The organism is Sellimonas intestinalis (assembly GCF_001280875.1).
GTDB classification, from domain to species: Bacteria; Bacillota; Clostridia; order Lachnospirales; family Lachnospiraceae; genus Sellimonas; species Sellimonas intestinalis.
This window is the reverse complement of the sequence record NZ_LGAJ01000005.1, coordinates 39,745-57,623: the sequence shown is the minus strand read 5'-3', so window position 1 is coordinate 57,623 and position 17,879 is coordinate 39,745. Positions and strand designations below refer to the sequence as shown.

General features: G+C 43.8%; 15 protein-coding genes and 1 pseudogene. 3 read left to right on the top strand and 13 right to left on the bottom strand.

Features of this window, described 5'->3' with window-relative positions; translation table 11 throughout:
- Nucleotides 1-20: 20 nt before the first annotated feature.
- The gene (gene asnS, locus AOA56_RS06085; protein ID WP_270521466.1) at nucleotides 21-1,421 is read right to left on the bottom strand and encodes an asparagine--tRNA ligase; all 1,401 of its coding nucleotides are present in this window, start codon (nucleotides 1,419-1,421) and stop codon (nucleotides 21-23) included.
- Between the two features lie 1,099 nt (nucleotides 1,422-2,520).
- Between asnS and AOA56_RS06075 the strand changes: the two genes are divergently transcribed.
- From AOA56_RS06075 to AOA56_RS06065, 3 genes are all read left to right on the top strand, one after another.
- Nucleotides 2,521-2,718 carry a type II toxin-antitoxin system HicA family toxin gene (locus AOA56_RS06075; RefSeq protein ID WP_024731713.1) on the top strand — a complete coding sequence of 66 codons (198 nt, stop codon included), beginning with the start codon at nucleotides 2,521-2,523 and terminating at the stop codon, nucleotides 2,716-2,718.
- A gap of 38 nt (nucleotides 2,719-2,756) precedes the next feature.
- Nucleotides 2,757-3,161, top strand: coding sequence for a type II toxin-antitoxin system HicB family antitoxin (locus AOA56_RS06070; protein WP_024731712.1), 405 nt, complete (start codon nucleotides 2,757-2,759; stop codon nucleotides 3,159-3,161).
- A 68-nt stretch (nucleotides 3,162-3,229) separates the two neighbouring features.
- Nucleotides 3,230-3,490 (top strand): competence protein TfoX, encoded by a 261-nt coding sequence (locus AOA56_RS06065; RefSeq protein ID WP_051411831.1) that lies wholly within the window; start codon nucleotides 3,230-3,232, stop codon nucleotides 3,488-3,490.
- A 367-nt stretch (nucleotides 3,491-3,857) separates the two neighbouring features.
- Here AOA56_RS06065 and AOA56_RS06060 read toward each other — a convergent pair whose 3' ends face one another.
- From AOA56_RS06060 to AOA56_RS06010, 12 genes and pseudogenes are all read right to left on the bottom strand, one after another.
- Entirely contained in the window at nucleotides 3,858-4,277 is a 420-nt protein-coding gene (locus AOA56_RS06060; protein ID WP_024731710.1) for a very short patch repair endonuclease, read from the bottom strand.
- Nucleotides 4,278-4,292: 15 nt separating this feature from the next.
- Nucleotides 4,293-7,532, bottom strand: coding sequence for a type ISP restriction/modification enzyme (locus AOA56_RS06055; protein ID WP_024731709.1), 3,240 nt, complete (start codon nucleotides 7,530-7,532; stop codon nucleotides 4,293-4,295).
- Nucleotides 7,532-8,587 carry a DNA cytosine methyltransferase gene (locus AOA56_RS06050; RefSeq protein WP_024731708.1) on the bottom strand — a complete coding sequence of 352 codons (1,056 nt, stop codon included), beginning with the start codon at nucleotides 8,585-8,587 and terminating at the stop codon, nucleotides 7,532-7,534. The genes AOA56_RS06055 and AOA56_RS06050 overlap by 1 nt, the downstream gene beginning before the upstream one ends.
- 1 nt (nucleotide 8,588) lies before the next feature.
- Nucleotides 8,589-9,893 (bottom strand): DNA cytosine methyltransferase, encoded by a 1,305-nt coding sequence (locus tag AOA56_RS06045; RefSeq protein ID WP_053769169.1) that lies wholly within the window; start codon nucleotides 9,891-9,893, stop codon nucleotides 8,589-8,591.
- Complete coding sequence (locus tag AOA56_RS06040; RefSeq protein WP_024731706.1) at nucleotides 9,874-10,128, bottom strand: helix-turn-helix domain-containing protein; 255 nt, start codon at nucleotides 10,126-10,128, stop codon at nucleotides 9,874-9,876. Before AOA56_RS06040 ends, AOA56_RS06045 begins: the two co-directional genes overlap by 20 nt.
- Nucleotides 10,129-10,547: 419 nt before the next feature.
- Nucleotides 10,548-11,942 (bottom strand): 23S rRNA (uracil(1939)-C(5))-methyltransferase RlmD, encoded by a 1,395-nt coding sequence (gene rlmD, locus AOA56_RS06035; RefSeq protein WP_053769258.1) that lies wholly within the window; start codon nucleotides 11,940-11,942, stop codon nucleotides 10,548-10,550.
- A 162-nt stretch (nucleotides 11,943-12,104) separates the two neighbouring features.
- Nucleotides 12,105-13,189 (bottom strand): annotated as a pseudogene (locus AOA56_RS06030) (M42 family metallopeptidase).
- Nucleotides 13,190-13,213: 24 nt separating this feature from the next.
- On the bottom strand, nucleotides 13,214-14,563 hold the full coding sequence (locus tag AOA56_RS06025; protein ID WP_053769168.1) for a metallopeptidase TldD-related protein: 1,350 nt from the start codon (nucleotides 14,561-14,563) through the stop codon (nucleotides 13,214-13,216).
- A complete protein-coding gene (locus AOA56_RS16310; RefSeq protein ID WP_238117688.1) occupies nucleotides 14,560-15,360 on the bottom strand; it encodes a TldD/PmbA family protein in 801 nt (266 codons plus the stop codon). The genes AOA56_RS06025 and AOA56_RS16310 overlap by 4 nt, the downstream gene beginning before the upstream one ends.
- A 135-nt stretch (nucleotides 15,361-15,495) precedes the next feature.
- On the bottom strand, nucleotides 15,496-15,948 hold the full coding sequence (locus tag AOA56_RS16305) for a PmbA/TldA family metallopeptidase (protein ID WP_238117681.1): 453 nt from the start codon (nucleotides 15,946-15,948) through the stop codon (nucleotides 15,496-15,498).
- A gap of 16 nt (nucleotides 15,949-15,964) precedes the next feature.
- Entirely contained in the window at nucleotides 15,965-16,963 is a 999-nt protein-coding gene (locus tag AOA56_RS06015; protein WP_082349881.1) for an ABC transporter ATP-binding protein, read from the bottom strand.
- Nucleotides 16,963-17,868 carry an ABC transporter ATP-binding protein gene (locus tag AOA56_RS06010; protein ID WP_024731700.1) on the bottom strand — a complete coding sequence of 302 codons (906 nt, stop codon included), beginning with the start codon at nucleotides 17,866-17,868 and terminating at the stop codon, nucleotides 16,963-16,965. Before AOA56_RS06010 ends, AOA56_RS06015 begins: the two co-directional genes overlap by 1 nt.
- Between the last annotated feature and the right edge of the window lie 11 nt (nucleotides 17,869-17,879).

The window sequence follows — 17,879 nt, the reverse complement described above, 5'->3', positions numbered from 1 at the left end:
CCATCTTTACACAACAAATGTTAATATTCACAGTTTCCCTGTGTTCTGTGAAATGGAATGACGTCTCTGATATTTTCCATCCCGGTCACATAGATCAATAAGCGTTCAAAACCCATGCCAAATCCTGCATGCTCACAGGCGCCGTATCTGCACAGATTCAGATACCACCACATACTATCAGCGGAAATACCAAGTTCGTTCATTCTTGCCAGCAAACGGTCGTATCTTGTTTCTCTCTGGCTGCCGCCCATCAGTTCGCCAGCACCAGGCACAAGCAGATCCACCGCTCCAACTGTCTGTTCATCATCATTTTGATACATATAAAATGCTTTGATGTCCTTTGGCCAATCATAGATAAAGACAGGCGCCTTGAAATGTTTTTCCGTAAGATATTTCTCATGCTCTTTGGCAGTATCTTCACCGTACTTTGGTTCAAACTCAAACTGTTCGCCGGATTCTCTCAAAATACGAATTGCTTCCTTATGGCTCACTCTGGCAATTTGGGAGTGTATCACTTTCTTCATTCTCTCTCTGAGCGGCAGTTTTGTAAAGTTTTCCAGAAACGTCAATTCATCATCGCATTTCTCTATAATATATACAAGAATCGTTTTCAGGAAATCCTCCTCCACATCCATCAACTGTTCCAGATCACAGAATGCCATCTCCGGCTCGATCATCCAGAACTCCGCCGCATGAGTCTTGGTATTCGAATGTTCCGCCCGAAACGTAGGTCCAAAAGTGTACACATCGCCAAATGCCATCGCAAATACTTCTGCTTCAAGCTGCCCGGTCACTGCCAGGGAAGCATGCCTTCCGAAAAAATCATCCTTACATATTTCCTCAAAAGTCTTTTTGTCGCCGGATTTCACATCGGCTATATCCAGCGTCGTGACCGTAAAGGTATTTCCCGCCCCCTCCGCGTCATTTGCGGTAATCAAAGGAGTATTTACATACAGAAATCCTCTTTCTGTAAAATAGGTATGGATCGCCTGTGCCGCTACACTTCTGACACGAAATACAGCCTGGAATAATCGCGTTCTTGGCCGAAGATAAGCATTTTCCCGTAAGAATTCAATCGAATGGCGCTTTGGCTGTAACGGATAGTCCTCCGTGCAGTCACCCAGAAGCAAAACATCTTTCACATTCAGCTCAATCAGCTCCTTTTGAAATCCGGGTTGTACAATACCTGTTACCTCAATGCACGCGCCGTTGCGTAATCCTTTCAGTTTCCCATCCGCATCTTGCTCTGCTGTGTAGACCAACTGCAATGATTTGAAACAACTTCCATCATATAATTCGATAAATCCCATATTCTTCTGCTTACGGTGGTTTCGGATCCAGCCTCGAACTGTTACTTCTCCCTCGATTTGCGTTGCTTGTCCTGAGAACAACTCTTTGATTTTCATACTTTTTTTGCTCATACTGCATCTTTCCTTTCAAAAAATAGTTTAGCGGAACGGATTTCTGAGCATCATTAACGGGAACGCCAAAAGACACATCCCCGAATTGTAAGCGGTAGCTAATATAAAAAATCCGTCCCTGTTTCCAAGGACGGATCAAATCCGTGGTGCCACCTTAGTTCGTCTGTGTCTCACAACATAAACCTCGATAAGTACGGACATCTATGCAGACTCAGAAAAAGTACAGATAGCCATCGATACTCCTGCGCTGTAATGGGCGCTCCCATCATAGTCTCAGCATTGCCAATCAATGCAGTCGGTATGCAGCTCCAAGGCGTTATTCGATTCCTTTGCAGGAACTTTGAATTCTCAAAATATCTTTCCTTGTATCCACTCTCAGCAAACGGGACTCTCTGTAACAACTTCAGATACCTACTGGTTCTCTTCATCGCTTTCTCTTATTTGATTATTTATTGTAACACAGTTCTCTTTGTACCGCAAGGTAGGATGTAAGATCTGTGAACGCTTTTTTCAGTAACTATTCTACTTTCCGACAATAGACAGCATCCTTTTCGTTCGCATAGGATAAAATTCTCTTTACATACAATCTGCTTACAAAAAATGTAAATACTTCAATAATAATAAAAGCAACTTTGTGAATCCATGTCAAATTATATAGATAACCCAAGTAATGATTAAAACATATTACAAGAAACGGACATAAAATCATAACCCCTAACATTAAGAAATAATAAACGTAGTTCGTCTTATTCAATCCTCTTTTATCTTTTGTTTCTTTATAAAGATAATGATCGAACCCTATTGAATATGGATAATTTGCTATTATGAAAATATAACGTATTTACGCCGTTTTTCGGCACTTTTGTCACAAATTTGTTACAAACAAAAATGTAAAGATTAATAAGAAAACATTATTAGGATGAAAGAAAAGCCAAAGATGATACAATATTTTCTCCCTCCGAAGTGTATGCCCTCGGAGGGAGTCACAATGTGATAATTCTTGTTTTGTTCCTTTTAACAAATATTATAATATTTGTTATTTTCTTTGACAAATATAATTATATTTGTTATAATTTATATTGTCAGGAGGGTATCATACATGAAAAGTTATTCATCAAGAGAAGTCATCAAGGCTCTTCAAGCCGATGGATGGTATCAAGTCAATGTAGTTGGAAGTCATCACCAATTTAAGCACCCAACCAAAAAGGGGCGAGTAACGGTAAAACATCCAGACAAAGACATACCTCGCAAAACTCTTGACAGTATTGAAAGGCAATCGGGGCTACGCTTTAGATAGCCCCTCTCTCCTGACATTCATTTTAAGGAGGTTATCACATGAAAAAAGTTGAACGATACTTTTATCCTGCTATTTTTACTTATGAAAATGGCGAAGAAATATCTGTGGTGTTCCCAGATTTAGATTGCGCTACAAGTGGGATCAATGACGATGACGCTCTTCTTTCGGCCCGTGAGCTTCTTGGAATTGTTCTTTTCGGAATGGAAGAAGATAAAGAAGAGATCCCGGCTCCGACCCCGCTTTCTCAAATTCGTACAGAAGAAAATGAACGTGCAGTATTAATTGATGTGTATATGCCATCTATTCGTATGGCTCAAGTAAACAAATCTGTAAATCGGACTGTTACTTTGCCGGCATGGCTTAACTCTGCCGCATTAGAAAAAAATATTAATTTTTCACAAGTTCTTCAAGACGCTCTTAAAACACAGCTTCATATCAATTAAAAAGGAGGGAGATCATCCCTTCTTTTATTTGTCACTATTCATCAATTTTTAATTATTATTTTTTCTAAATAACATATCGTGCAATGATGGGAGAATTTATTATCTATTATCGTGGAAAAATCGTTGGCGGTATATATGATGATAGGTTACTGGTAAAACCAACAAAGTCTGCAATTTCTTATATGTCGACAGTTACTTATGAAATTCCATGCGAAAATGCCAAAGAAATGTTATTGGTGGAAGAAGTTGATAATAAAGATTTTCTGACGGGGTTATTTGATGTGATGTATGATGAACTACCAACGCCAAAACCTAAAAAGAAAAAATAAACGGCTTCTAGTTTTACAATTTCATATCTATATATACAAAGCAGTGAGTCTTAGGATTGACTGTTTTTTAATAAAAGACACCTCGTAGGTCAATGGTGTCTTTTTAGTGCTGTTTTATTATCATATCAAGGCTCATTCAATCGTGGTAAATTCGTGGTAAAATGAATGATTTTCTATACTTCAAAATGCTTGAATGTATAATATTTATGAGGATAATCAAAAATTAGATATAAAATTTAGGATTAATTACTCTAAATGCCAATTTCTAACCCCCTTTATTCTGTTTCTCATAAATATTCATGTGCAAGAACGAAACCGCAGTTTTTTTATATTTCTCCGGACCGACATCATTTTCATCGCAGTAAAATTAATGATGTTCTATTTCATTGACAAGGGATATTAATCGTTCCTTTCGTTTGGATTTACTGGATATCTCACATTCCCATAAAACGATTACATACCACCCCATCTCCTCAAGCTGACGAATTTGTACAGCGTCACGTTCAACATTTCTTTGAAGTTTCGCCTTCCAATAATCACGGTTCGTTTCCGGCAATGCAGCAGATTTGCACCCCGGATGCTGATGCCAGAAACAACCGTTTACAAAAATTACCGTATGATACTTCGGGAGCACAATGTCCGGTTTCCCAGGATATCTCTTATCATTTTTACGATATCTAAATCCTTTTGAAAACAAGTATTTTCTTATCGCTTCTTCCGGTTTCGTGTTTTTGCCGCGAACATGCGACATGATATCACTCCGTTTTTCCTTTGAAAATTTGTCCATATCCTTGTCATCCTATTAATCCTCGTTTACAACTAGCGGCACAACCCCATTTAATATTGGCGCAATCATTTCATCAAGTTTCTCGACATATTTTTCATGAATTGCAATCGTATTAAGAAAGTCAAGCAATCTCCTCATATCATCCCCCGTAAACTCACAATGAGTAAAATCATAAGAGTTAAACTTCAGCCATACTGCCTTAATAACATCATATCCGGAAATATTAAGCCGCTGGAGTGAAAGCGGACAATAAACTTTTATTGTTCTATTTCCATCCGTTAATAGCAACAATTCATTTTCCGCATCAAACGGATGCGGAACATTTTTAATCTGAAATCCAGCAGGAACTGATTGCATGAGGAAATCGTAATCAAAGCCAAGAATGTTTTCGGGGCTAAAATCAACTTTTTCCAAATCAGCAATGCTCTTTCCTATTTCCGATATATTCAAAAAGAGTTCCTTATCTGACACAACAGGTACTCTCGCCCTCTTGTCTGACTGATTCACAGTAAAAAGAGCTCCTTCAAAATCATCCAAATATACTTGAGAACACATTACCGCATATACATAAAATACAATTTTCTTAGCGGCAGTTTCTTCAGACATCCCGATCATGGAGACAACCGCACTCAATATTTCAGGAGCAATGTTAGTTGACATGCCTCCTTGTCTATTGGGATATTGATTCATATAAATATGCGAATTGCCTCTTGTACACATATCATTATCCGGATAATACCAACAAAATGATACAAATTGAGAGAGCGTCGGATTCAAGTCTTTTGGCGCATGCGCCATTGCGAATCCGACAGTATTCTGATCCGAATAAGCTTTGATGATTTCCGGACGTAATCTTGTCCCGCCTCCACCAATGCGACTATATTTCAGCAATACTTCTTTCCACAGCAAAACATTCGAGGTTAGAAACGGTCTGAACGAATAAGAATGAATATTCTCTGTAAGCATCTGATCCATAACCCGTTTGTCTCCACAGCCATTCAAAGCATTTTGGAATGCAACTATTTTTTCCTCCTTTGGCGGTCTATCTTGCTTTGAAAACCAAACGCTGGCTTCAGAAGCACCGTTTAAAGCAATCTCCCTGCTTCTTCTTTTTAGCATAGGCGCCTTAACATGAGTAAAAATCGCCGTAGGCGCTAATTTAATTCCAGAACAATGATTTAAAAAAATAGCATTCTGCCCGTTTTCATTACTGACCGGCCAGAACTTTTTATACATTTCAGTGTCAAAAGGTTTAACAGGAGAAAACGCAACCGTATCCGTATCAATGCCGTACTCTTCAAATCTTGACGCTATATTCGAAATATCATCGCTTAACAAACGTTCCTTATTGCCTCGCATACTATGCGAATAATCGCAATAGTGAACCACTCTAATAGGCGCATCATCCCCGTATTTCCTTGTCAACACAATCACAGCACGGCCTTGAAGCGTGTGAAACAAACTGTCGCTGCGCACTCCCGTCCTCGCATCGGCATCTACAGCAACTGCCCAAACATCTGAAAAGTGCTCACAAAGGTATTTTCTTGCATATTTATAGGACTCTGCTTCCAAAAATGACAGTGGAACAATAAGTGCAAGTACAGAATGATTTTGTGAATCCAACAGTTTCTTACAACTCCATCTCAAAAACTGCATAAACGGATTATTAATTTGTTTCTGGATATTCTGTCTTCCGCGGCGCATTGCCTCTGGCGGTCTAAAATCCTCCATAAGCCCATTAATGATAGAAAAATCATCAGATATATTCTCACGCAAAGTGTCCGAACACGGTGGATTCCCTATTACAAGTTTCAACGGCAAGGCTGAAATCTTGTTAGCCTGCAGAAGTTCTCGCCCTTCAATGGAGTCCTCATTTGCTTCTCCGTTAAATACACTGTTGCTTAGCGTGTTGGCAAGAAGAATTTTAATCTTGTTGTTTTTCTTACCATTTTGTTTCTCCAGTACAGCCATTCGATAATTCGCAAGCATATACGGAGCGGGAAGAATTTCGATTCCACAAAGGTTATATGATCCGTTACCGGGATCGTGACTAATTAATGCCTCCATAAAAGAACCTGTGCCGCAACACGGATCTACAATGGTGTTTCCATCGTCATATATGCTCTTCCCCGGAAAATTTTCTGCGACAACATAGTTTACTAACTTAACAACAAAATCCGCAAGAACCTTAGGAGTATAATATGCGCCGAAATCAAAGCGGGACTTTGCATCATATTTTGAAAGAAACAATTCAAAAAGTTGATGATAATCCGGATTCAGCAATTGTTGATCCGTCATTTTAATAAATGACAAAAATTTTATACATTCGTCAATACGTTGGTTAATAAAGAAACTCTTGTCAGCATGATCCCGCAGATACAGCATAAGATTTCTAAACGGCGTTAACGCTTCTCCTTCTGACAAATCCTCTTTGATATAAGCATTGATCTTTCGTTCTTTTTCAGCAGGCGAATCTTCCGATGCACATAGCACTCTATGAGCATAAAGCAAGCAAAACATTATCACCTGCGCTGTAAAATCAGCGAAAACTTCGCCAGTTCTTAAATTTGAATCATTATGGTTGTAAACCAGTTCTCGCATACCTTGAAGCAATACTATAACTTCGCGCTCATTCTCGTTCATAGCTTCCTCAAGAGGAATATTGACCAATTCTAAAATATCATCAGCCAGCATTCTTGTTCTTACCGCAACAAGTTCTACCAGCTTTGCTTCGTTAACTTGTTGTGGAGACGGATTCTTAAAAAACTCGCGCATATAAACTTCAAATCGTGCATCGACCTTTTGAGCAGACCAATCCCTTGTACGCATTTTGTCTTTGTCTATAATGGAAATAACCGTAGGCTCCCTATCCCTATCCATACAAAACACAAAGTCAATACCATCCGTGATGATAAGCTTATGCCCTAATGTAAGGTACTTTTTTATTTGAGCAGCATACGGTCTTGTATCAAAAGGTTCCTCCGAAAGTCCTTTTCCTTCAATGTATCCATAAATGCCCATAGTATCCTTGTTATGAATACGCCAGTCCGGCCGCCCAACTCTGCCCTGCGTTGTCGGTTCTAGAATGACATCTATATCATCATCAGGATTAAACTCCTTTGCAAGAGCCCTTTCCATTGTATCAAGCGGCATTCGATACGATAATTCAGCCGTATACTGCCTACTGTTCGTTGCGTTTTTGTACTGCTCTTGAAGGGCTTTCAAGTACGCTTTAAGAATCGAATTATATGACATTACTCTTCCTCTCTTCTCTTATAACACTCAATAATGCTTCTGCCGATTTGTTCAGCTAATGTAGGAGGAACGGCATTGCCGATCTGTCTTGCTATATCAACTTTATTTCCTGTAAACCTAAAATCCATCGGAAATGTTTGCAGTAAGGCTCCCTCTCTTAATGAAACGCTTCTGTCTTGATCGGGATGTCCGAATTTTCCTCGAGTAAAGCTGTCGAATCTTGCTGTAATTGTAGGTGCGACGTCATCCCATTCCATCCTTCCGTAGACATTCCTATATCCAATAACAGAACTGTCTATTTTGTGGCAATCGGCAAGAAGATCTTCCGGCAAATATTCGCGTCCCTGTCCTGGTTTTAATGCTCGAATTCGTTTTAAATTAATATCTGAAAGCTTATCTCTTCGATGCAAAGGAATACCGGGATAATCACTCCCGTCCATCAGAGGCTCTGGCAATGAGCCGATTGTATCTCTAACGGTACGATGCTCTCCGTTCGGTTTTGGATATACATAATAAACACCCATATCCGTTCTTTCCCCAACGATAATGTATCTCTTTCTCCTTTGCGGAACACCATAATCTTGAGCATCCAAAAGGTTTATATGCACCTCATATCCGATGCCTTTTAACTCATCTATTAACTGTTCAAGAATCGTTTTCCCGCGTTTCCCGGCAATTCCAGTAACATTCTCCATAACAAAGTATTTAGGGTACAGCTCATTAACAAGCTGTGCGTATTTAAAAACCAGTTGATTTCGAGAATCAATATCGCTTCCCCGTCTTTGGATCGAAAATCCTTGACAAGGTGGACCTCCTGCAAGAAGAAACAGTTCGCCCCTTTCCATTTTACATATTTCCAAAGCCTTCCCCTTCAACATGTCAGTGATATCTGCAACAAGTGCAGGATGGCTAAAATACTTTTCGTTTTCTTTTATTGTCTTAATGCATATATCATCGATGTCAAAACTTAAACGGATATCCAATCCGGCTTGCTGTAATCCAAGACCAAGTCCTCCTGCTCCGCAAAAGCTGTCAACACAAGTATATTCAGACATACTACTCCTCTTTTCGCTTGATTTTTATTCCGGCAATAACGCTTGAATAAGAACTGCTGACGGGCTCCTCTATGGATTTAGGGCTGTTTTCCAATTCCTTGCTTGTCGGCTCCGACGACATCATCTCAATCAAAATATTCGATGCTATACCCGTTGCAAAGAGAGGTGGAACAGCTTCACCTATTTGTCGGTAAATGTCATCCGATTTTCCCATAAATTCAAATCCGATTGGAAAGCTCTGCAACAACGCAGCTTCTCTTGCTGTAAGCCCTCTGTCCTGCACCGGATGAGTATATCTTCCACTCGCCGGATTACGCGCGTAATGAGTTATCGTAATTGAAGGACGATCCCAGTACAGCCGTCCATAGGTATCTGAGAATCCTTTCGTCCTGTCAAGGCAAGCAGGACCTACACCCGCCGGCCTATTTCCTCCATCATGCGGGACTTGCTTAAGCACTTCAATCGTGCTCTTTTTATGCGCCGCACTCTTGTGCATGGGATCTCCCGGATCAGCCACACCTGCATGTACAGGATTTAATCCTCCAATTGCTTCCCGTACCGTTCTATAATCACTTGGTTCAAGATATCCTTCAGGCAACAAAAAATTCTTTTTCATACCAATCACAATTGAACGAAACCGTTCCTGCGGGACACCAAATGAAGCTGCATTATAAATGTTTTCCTTGACAATGTATCCGTCTTGAAGAAAATGCTCCTTTGCTGCTGAAAAATAATTCCAGTATCTGTTTGATAAAAATTCAGGAACATTTTCCATAATAAATGCAATAGGCTGAATATAACTCACGATTTCCGCAAAAACATTAACCAGATTATTCCTTATATCATCTTCTTCGTTCCAATGCTTTTTTCTATGTGATGTAAAACCTTGACATGGTGCACACCCAATCAGAACGGTCGGTTTGCTTTTATCATACCCAATGTTGTCGAGAAACTCCTTAAGCATTTTCTCATTCTGTGCAAGCTCAATAATGTCACGGTTTATGACAGGCGTCCCATAATTATGTGCATAACTCTCTGCCGAAGCCTTATTGATATCACAACCACCCAAAAAATTAAACGCCGGTATAATTTCATTTATTGATGCAAATCCAAGCGAAGTCCCTCCAGCACCGCAAAAAAAGTCAATTAACTGAATCGGATTACCCGAATAAGTATTTTTGTCCAATGGCATGAAGCATTTCTGTTTCTCCTGCGCACATTTTAGAAGTTCCCCTTTTAACGCTCTCAGATCATGCTTCCCCCAGTTTTCTTTAGAAAAATAATTTTTAAGAAGGTCTATGTTCATCGACTGCCCCTCCTTGAACGGTATTGTTTTGCTCCTCATCGACTATTTCCATGATATCACCGACATCGCAATTCAAAGCGCAACAAATTTTATCAATCACATCCGTTGTCACTCTCTCGTTTTTCCCAAGCTTAGCCAATGCATTTGTGCTAATTCTGGATGACAATCTAAGATCTTTTTTCTTCATATCTTTGTCAATAAGCAACTTCCAAAGCTTTCTATAACTTACCGCCATCGGGTATTCCTCCACGCATTTTTATTACAACATACTAATAGATGTTAATATTATATCGCAAATCCAACTGTTTGTCAATCAAAAAATTGGTATATTCAATTTTCAATTTAGCTTTTCAATTTTTATGTACAAACATCCCTTTACTATTTGGAACTTTAGCCAAAAACATCATTGCAAGATTTCAGTCAGAAAAATGTAATGCTAGACTTTCCCTCAAACACTCATTTTATATTCAATAATTCAAATCTATACAGTCTTTATCATTTTTCCCGTTTCGCCAAAAAATTTACTTTTGCCAAAAGATAATTTTCGCTCTACTCAGCAGCCTATCCCCCTGGGTAAATCAGTTTCCGCATTGCCATTCTGCGGAAACTGAAACACACATCCATTTTTGTCCTTAATCGGCAGAACCCTTTGATTTACTGAGCTTTTTTCGTCAGCAGAGCGACAGTCTCCACATGCACCGTATGTGGAAACATATCCACTGTCCTCACTTTTTTCATCTCATATCCATTTCCGCACAGATATTTCAGATCTCTTGCCAGTGTTGCGGAGTCGCAACTCACATATACGATCCGTTTCGCTTCCATCCGTACCATCGTCTCCAACAGCCGCTGATCACACCCTTTCCTCGGCGGATCCACCACGATCACATCCGCATGTGCGTGTTCTTCCGGATGTTCTGTTTCATACTTTCGGTAATAATCTGGCAGGACTTCCTCGGCTTTTCCTGCATAAAACTCCGCATTTTCAATTCCGTTGATGTCAGCGTTTTTCCGGGCGTCCTCGATGGCCTGCGGTATAATCTCCACACCGTAGACCTGTTTTGCCTTTCCGGCAAGGAACAAAGAAATGGTACCGATTCCGCAGTAGAGATCCCATACCGTCTCGTTTCCTGTCAGTCCTGCGTACTCGCATGCAAGACCATAAAGCACTTCCGTCTGCACCGGATTGACCTGATAAAAAGACAGCGGAGAAATCTGATATTTGATTTCTCCAATATAATCCGTGATATACTCTTTTCCCCAGAGCAGCCGGATTTCTTTTCCCATGATGACGTTCGTATTATCACAGTTGATATTCATTGTGATGCTTGTCATGCCGGGAAGTTTTCTAAGACGCCCGGTTAGTTCATCCGTATGAGGGATTCTGGTACCATTTACGATGAAGCAGACCATGATCTCCCCTGTGTGAAAACCGGTACGAATGAGCACGTGGCGAAGTAGTCCTCTCCCGGTTTCCTCACTGTACGCAGGAATCTGAAATTCTCTCATAAAATCCAGTACTACTTCCAGCACTTGGGTATTGATTTCTTTTCCCAGGGCGCACACCATATTCGGGATGATCTGGTGGGTTCGTCCGGCATAAAATCCCGCCACCGGGTAGCCCTCCCGGTCAGTTCCGATGGGGTATTGTGCCTTATTCCGATAGCGGAACGGTTCTTCCATGCCACAGATCGGTTCCATCACCCGACCCAGAAACGCCCGGTCAAATCCTCCAATCCGCTCTAGGTTGTTTCGTACTTTTCGTTCCTTAAATTTTAGTTGCTCACCATAATCCATCTCCTGAATCTGGCATCCGCCGCACTGACGTGCCACCGGACATTTTGCTTCTTTTCTTTTACCGGATGGCTTTAAAATCTTCATCAGTCTGGCATAACCATAGTGCTTTTTTAATTTAGTGATTCTCGCCTCAATCACATCCCCGACAATGGCGTCTTTAACAAAGAATGTCACGCCTTCAGCTTTTCCAATCCCTTCTCCGCCTACTCCTATATCCTCTATTTCCAGTGTAATAAAATCATTTTTCTTCATCGATGTTTCCCCTTTTATATTGCAAATCCGGTCTTTCCTCATTGCTTCTCTTACCGCCCATTATACTCGACTTTTCGTTTTGGTACAAGAAAAAGCAGCACCGCAGGGGCTTACCCCGGATCCTGCCATTTCCTGATTCTTCTGTCTCTTCTTTTCTCTTTTCTATTTTGTTCCCAGATATGCACAAAGCAGATGGAACGTATTTTTCACACCGTCCACGTGACTTCTTTCGTATCCGTGGGAGGCATAGACACCAGGTCCGATGAGTGCGTGCCGTACATCGTATCCGCTTTTTAAAGTTGCCTCCACGTCGGATGTATAGAACGGATACACATCCAGTGCGTAGGAAACCCCGGCTTCTCTTGCCGCCTTGACAAGCTCTGTCGTAAGCCCATAGTGATACGGTCCACCGCTGTCTTTCGTACAGATGGAGACTTCCTTTTCAGTGCAGGAAAGCCCCTCTCCTACACATCCCATATCCACGGAAAGCACATCCGTAACATCTGCCTGGACTGAGGCGCTTGCCCCGTGCCCGATTTCTTCAAATACGGTAAAATACTGATATACCTTACGCTTTGGAGTCTTCCCAGTCTCTTTGAGATACTTGGCATACCCCATCAAAATGGCAGCGCTCAGTTTGTCATCCAAAAATCTGCTTTTGATGTATCCGCTCTTTGTAATCTTCGTAACCGGATCAAAGCAGACGTAATCTCCATTATCGATCCCAAGCTTTTTCACATCTTCTGCCGAAGCCACATCCTCATCCAGCACAATCTCGATATTCTGATAGTTGCGGACAATCTGGTTGAATTCTCCGTTCACATGATAAGACGCATTGACGAGCTGACATGTGCCCTCGTAGACTTCCCCGAATCTTGTGCAAACCCGACAGTTTTCCGTCTCCAAAATGTGTGCGCTCACGGCGCCGATCGGTGAAAGGCGAAGTCTTCCATTGACTTTGACTTCCGCAACGACGGCTCCCAGGGTATCCACATGGGCAGCCGTCAGAATAGCGCCCTCCTGTCTGGACGGTTCACTTTGATCCTGCACCTCTTTGGCTTTTCCGCCGCCAAGTGTTACAAGTACTCCGCCTTTCTGCGTGGATACAGGTTCATACCCCATCTTCCAGTATTCTTCCATCAGATATGCACTCACCCGGTGGTATATCCTGATGGGCTGTCGATGGCAGTCAGCTCCTGCAATTTTTCTAATATCCATGATAAATATGGTTCTATATACTGTTCCATGTCCTGTTTCCTCCTCTATTTTCTTTATGTTCCCGATACGGTCAGCTCTCCTGTCATAAGATCTGGAACCAGTACGCTTGCCGCTGCCGCTCCTGTCACAAAGACCTCATCACCGACCTGCCGCACCTGGCGGAGTACTTCAAAAAAGTCGCCGGAAATCGTCACTTCCCTAAATGGCTCTGCCTCTTTCCCAGCCCGGATACGTCGTCTGCCCGCAATGAGGGAAAATTTACCTGTCCTTGCGTCAGTTCCCGCAAAGACACCATCCACGTGGGTGATGAGAAGTCCCTCTCCCATCGCTTCTTCCAAGCAATTTCGTGTCGTGATATTTTTCTCTTCCATGCCGAGTACCAGTGTTGTGACCCCGGTTTGCACATCCTCCCGGATCCCAGGGTGAAAGCCATTCCCTGTACTTTCCACCCCCGCCTTTTTCGCTGTTTCTTCATTATACAAAGGCTGACAAAACACGCCGTCCCGGATCAAATCTTTTTCTGTGACAGCGTTGCCCTCATCATCCACTGTCCGCAGACTCTTCCCCCTGCTCCATCCTGGCACTTCCCGCAGCCAAAGCCCCGGTGCGGCAATCTGCATGTTCTCCTTTCCGCAAAGCGGGCTTTCGTCTTTCTGAAGATTTCCTGCAAAAAATGCGCCCAGGTAAGCATCCAGCAATTCTGCTGCAACCTTGCCGCCAAGGATGAGCGGATACCTGCCGGACGGTAGTTTCCCGCCACCGACAGAGGCTTTCGCCTCCCGGATGACACGCCGGACACAGGATGTGACATCCATCCCGGACAGATGACTTCCGTAAATACAATCTGTGGTACTTGCCCTTGAACCATTTGCTTCAGCGACTACTCCGAATGTAAAGCAATGATAGCCGTCCCGGTCACAGATCATATGCATCTCTTCGTCCACCATCTGGATATCCCGGCAAACCTGTTCGTAGGTACAGCGGGACACATGCGTTATCATCCGGGATTCTTCCGCCATCTTCCGCACTTGTCTCAATGTTTCTGTGATCATATGGGGTTCATCCCAACAAAACGTCTTCTGCTCCCACTCCCGCGAGATGTAGCAAACCGCCCTGCCTGATGCCTCCCCATACACTTTGGCGGTCTTTTGCAGCATCCAAATGACATTTTCGGTCTCTTCCAGGTGATTCGTATAGATCCGGCATCGATTTCCTTCGTATACAGCTTCGATACTGTACATGGTATCATCTGCCTCTTCCCGCCGCAGGTCTTCTCTGCCAACGACTGAAAAGAGCTGCCTCCTTGTCCGAATCCGGTAAAAGCGAATGGCTTTAAAGCCCTCCGCTTTTAATGCTGTTCCAAGAGCGAAAAATACATTCTCTGTTTCTTCTATTTTTGTCATACCTGATCTCCTCCCACCGTCATCTTTCCGATCTTGACTGTCGGCTGACCTGCCCCGATATAGATGGCGCCGCTTCCGGCATAGCAAAACCCCTGCCCCATGGCAGCATCTGTTCCGACCATCTCTACCTGGTTTAAGATTTCTCTCCCGGTTCCAATCAGAGTGGCGTCATGTACCGGACATACAATCCGCCCGTTTTCAATCAGAAATGTTTCGTTGGTGTGAAAATTGAATTCTCCGGTAACCGGATTTACAGACCCGGCATGAATATTTTTCACATACAATCCAAACATCACAGAGCGGATCATCTCCTTAGGATCATCCTCTCCCGGCATCAAAAAGGTATTCGTCATTCTTGCCGCCGGAGCAAAACGGTACGTTTCTCTCCTGGCGGATCCGGTCGGTGGCATCCCCAATCTTCTGCCATCCAGCCGATCCACGAGACATCCTTTTAAGATCCCATTCTCTATCAGCACGTTGCGCCTTGTCGGAATACCCTCGTCATCGATATGAAGAGATCCCCACGCTCCCGGCCTCCTTCCATCGTCCACCAGCGTGACTTTGGGGGAGGCAATCTGCTCCCCGATCCTGCCGGAAAACTCGGATCCGCCATCTGCCATATTGGTCGCTTCCAATGAATGACCGCACGCCTCGTGAAAGAGCAGCCCACCAAACCCATTTGCGACAATCACCGGCATCCGCCCTGTCGGACAAGGTCTTGCATGGAGCAAGGTGGCTGCTGATTCTGCCGTGTTTCTTGCCGTCTCCTTGGCATCCATAGAGTCAAAAAGTTCCATCCCGCCCAAAATGCCAGGTCCTGTATAACTCTGTACCGCCTCACAGCTATCCTTAGCAAACGCCTGGACAAAGAGTCTTGTGTTACACCGCTCATCCAGAACATTGCATTCTTCTGTATTTCTGATACAGACCTGCTATCGGTCCTGGATACAGGATGTCTGCATCCGCACGATACAAGAGGCCTCCTCTTCCCCGGCGTGAACGATTCCCCGTAAGATCCCGACAGTCTCCTGGTGGGAAGTCCTCCGGCTGACATTCGTCCGAAACACCTGCTGCCTTTTGGGGAAGCTATCTTTACCGCTGAATGTTCTTATATGTGCCCGATCGTTCCAGTCTGAGAGCGCCCCTTTCATCTTCCGAAAAAGCACGCCCTCCTCCGGATGAGAAAAGGTCAGATAGCAGCTTTTCGTTCCTTTTAGGATTCGTACTCCCAGACCTGCTTCCTGCCCTGCCAGGATGGTGGGCGTCTCCTTTCCTGCTATGCCAATTTTTGTGTACTCCCTTTCCTCTTCAAAGATTTCGGCGTAATCTCCTCCACGCGTCATCGCATAGTCCAGGATCTTTTCCGCCAGCTCATTCGATATCATTGTCTGTCTTTTCTCCTTAATTGTCGTAGAGGTGGCACGCCACAAAGTGATCCGGTTCTACTTCTCTTAACTGGGGGCTTTCGTTGGCGCACCGTTCTGTCGCATACCGGCACCTGGTCCGAAATTTACATCCGCCTGGTGGATTCAGCGGGCTTGGTACCTCCCCCTCCAGCTTGATCCGTCCTGTCTCTGTGTCCGCTTCCGGGTCTGCCACCGGAATGGCAGAGATCAGTGCCTGTGTGTACGGATGTTTCGGCACGGAATAGATCGGCTGCTTCGGTGCTAGCTCCACGATGGATCCCAGGTACATGACGCCCACCCGGTCCGAGATATGCTGGATCATGGACAGATCGTGAGAAATAAACAAATACGTCAGTCCCATTTCCTTTTGCAGCCTCATCAAAAGATTCACCACCTGCGCCTGGATGGATACGTCCAGTGCCGAGATCGGCTCATCGCAGACAATAAATTTGGGCTCCACTGCCAGGGCTCTGGCGATCCCGATTCTCTGTCTTTGTCTCCCGGAAAGCTCATGGGCAAACCGGTTGGCATACTCGGTGTTCAATCCGACTTTCAGAAGAAGCTCATTGACACGGGACTCCTTTTCTCTGTCGGAGAGCTTCATGTGAACATCCATCCCCTCAGAGATAATCTCCCCGATCGTCATTCGCGGATCCAGGGATGCGTAAGGGTCCTGGAATATGATTTGGACATTCTTTTTAAAATGAAGTAGTTCTTTTCCTCTCAGCCTGGAAATATCCTGCCCCTCAAAAAGAATCTTCCCCGAGGTAGGCTCATACAACCGGATCATTGTCTGCCCGGTGGTTGTCTGCCCGGTGGTTGTCTTCCCACAGCCGGACTCACCAACCAGCCCCAGTGTTTCCCCATGTCTCATGCGAATATTGACGTGATCGACCGCTTTGACATATTGCTTTCTTCCTGCCTTGAAGTATTTGCACAGATCGATTGCCTCCAAAATATATTCCACTTTCTTCGTTTCCATCTTTTCTCCCATTATCTTTCCTCCCTGTCGTAAAAGGACTTCACTTTCGGCGCCTTTGGATACATCAACCAGCAGGATACTTTATGGGTATCGCTTAAACTGGTCTCCATCGGATTCTGCTCCTTACAGATTTCCATGCAGTATTCACACCTGGATGCAAACGGGCACTCATTTAGTGGAAGAATCAGATCCGGCGGCGTTCCTTTCAGAGCGTACAACTCTTCTTTGGACGCATCTCCCTTTTTCGGCACAGAGCTTAACAGCGCCCATGTATACGGATGTTTGCTCTCGTAGAAAATCTCTTTTGCGGTCCCCCGCTCCAGGATCTGTGCCTGGATCGTCACGTCCAGCGCCGTGGTCGGCTCATCGGCAATGAGAATCTTCGGGTTGCAGGCAAGCGCCATAGCGATCATAACTCTCTGGCGCATCCCACCGGACATTTCATGTGGATAATTGTCCACCCGTTTTTCTGCGCTTGGAATGTTGACCATTTTAAGCATACGAATCGCCTCTTTCCGTGCCTCGGCTTTCTTCATATTACGGTGCAGCATCAGGCTTTCCATGATCTGTTTTCCGACTTTCATCGTCGGGTTTAAGGAGGTCATCGGATCCTGAAAGATCATACTGATCTCGTCCCCACGGAGTGCGTAGATCTCTTTTCCGCTCATCTTCATGACGTCTTTTTCGTCACAGATGATTTTGGATTCCGGCTTAATCTCTGCTACCGGCGGCTTTAACAGCCGCATAATCGATTTGGCTGTGACCGATTTCCCGCATCCGGACTCTCCTACGAACGCCAGAGTCTCGCCGCGGCTCAATGAAAAGCTGACGCCGCGGACTGCTTTGACTTCCCCTGCATAAGTATGAAATGATACTTGAAGGTTTTCCACCTCCAGGATATTCTCTTTGTTTTCCATCTTCGTTCCCC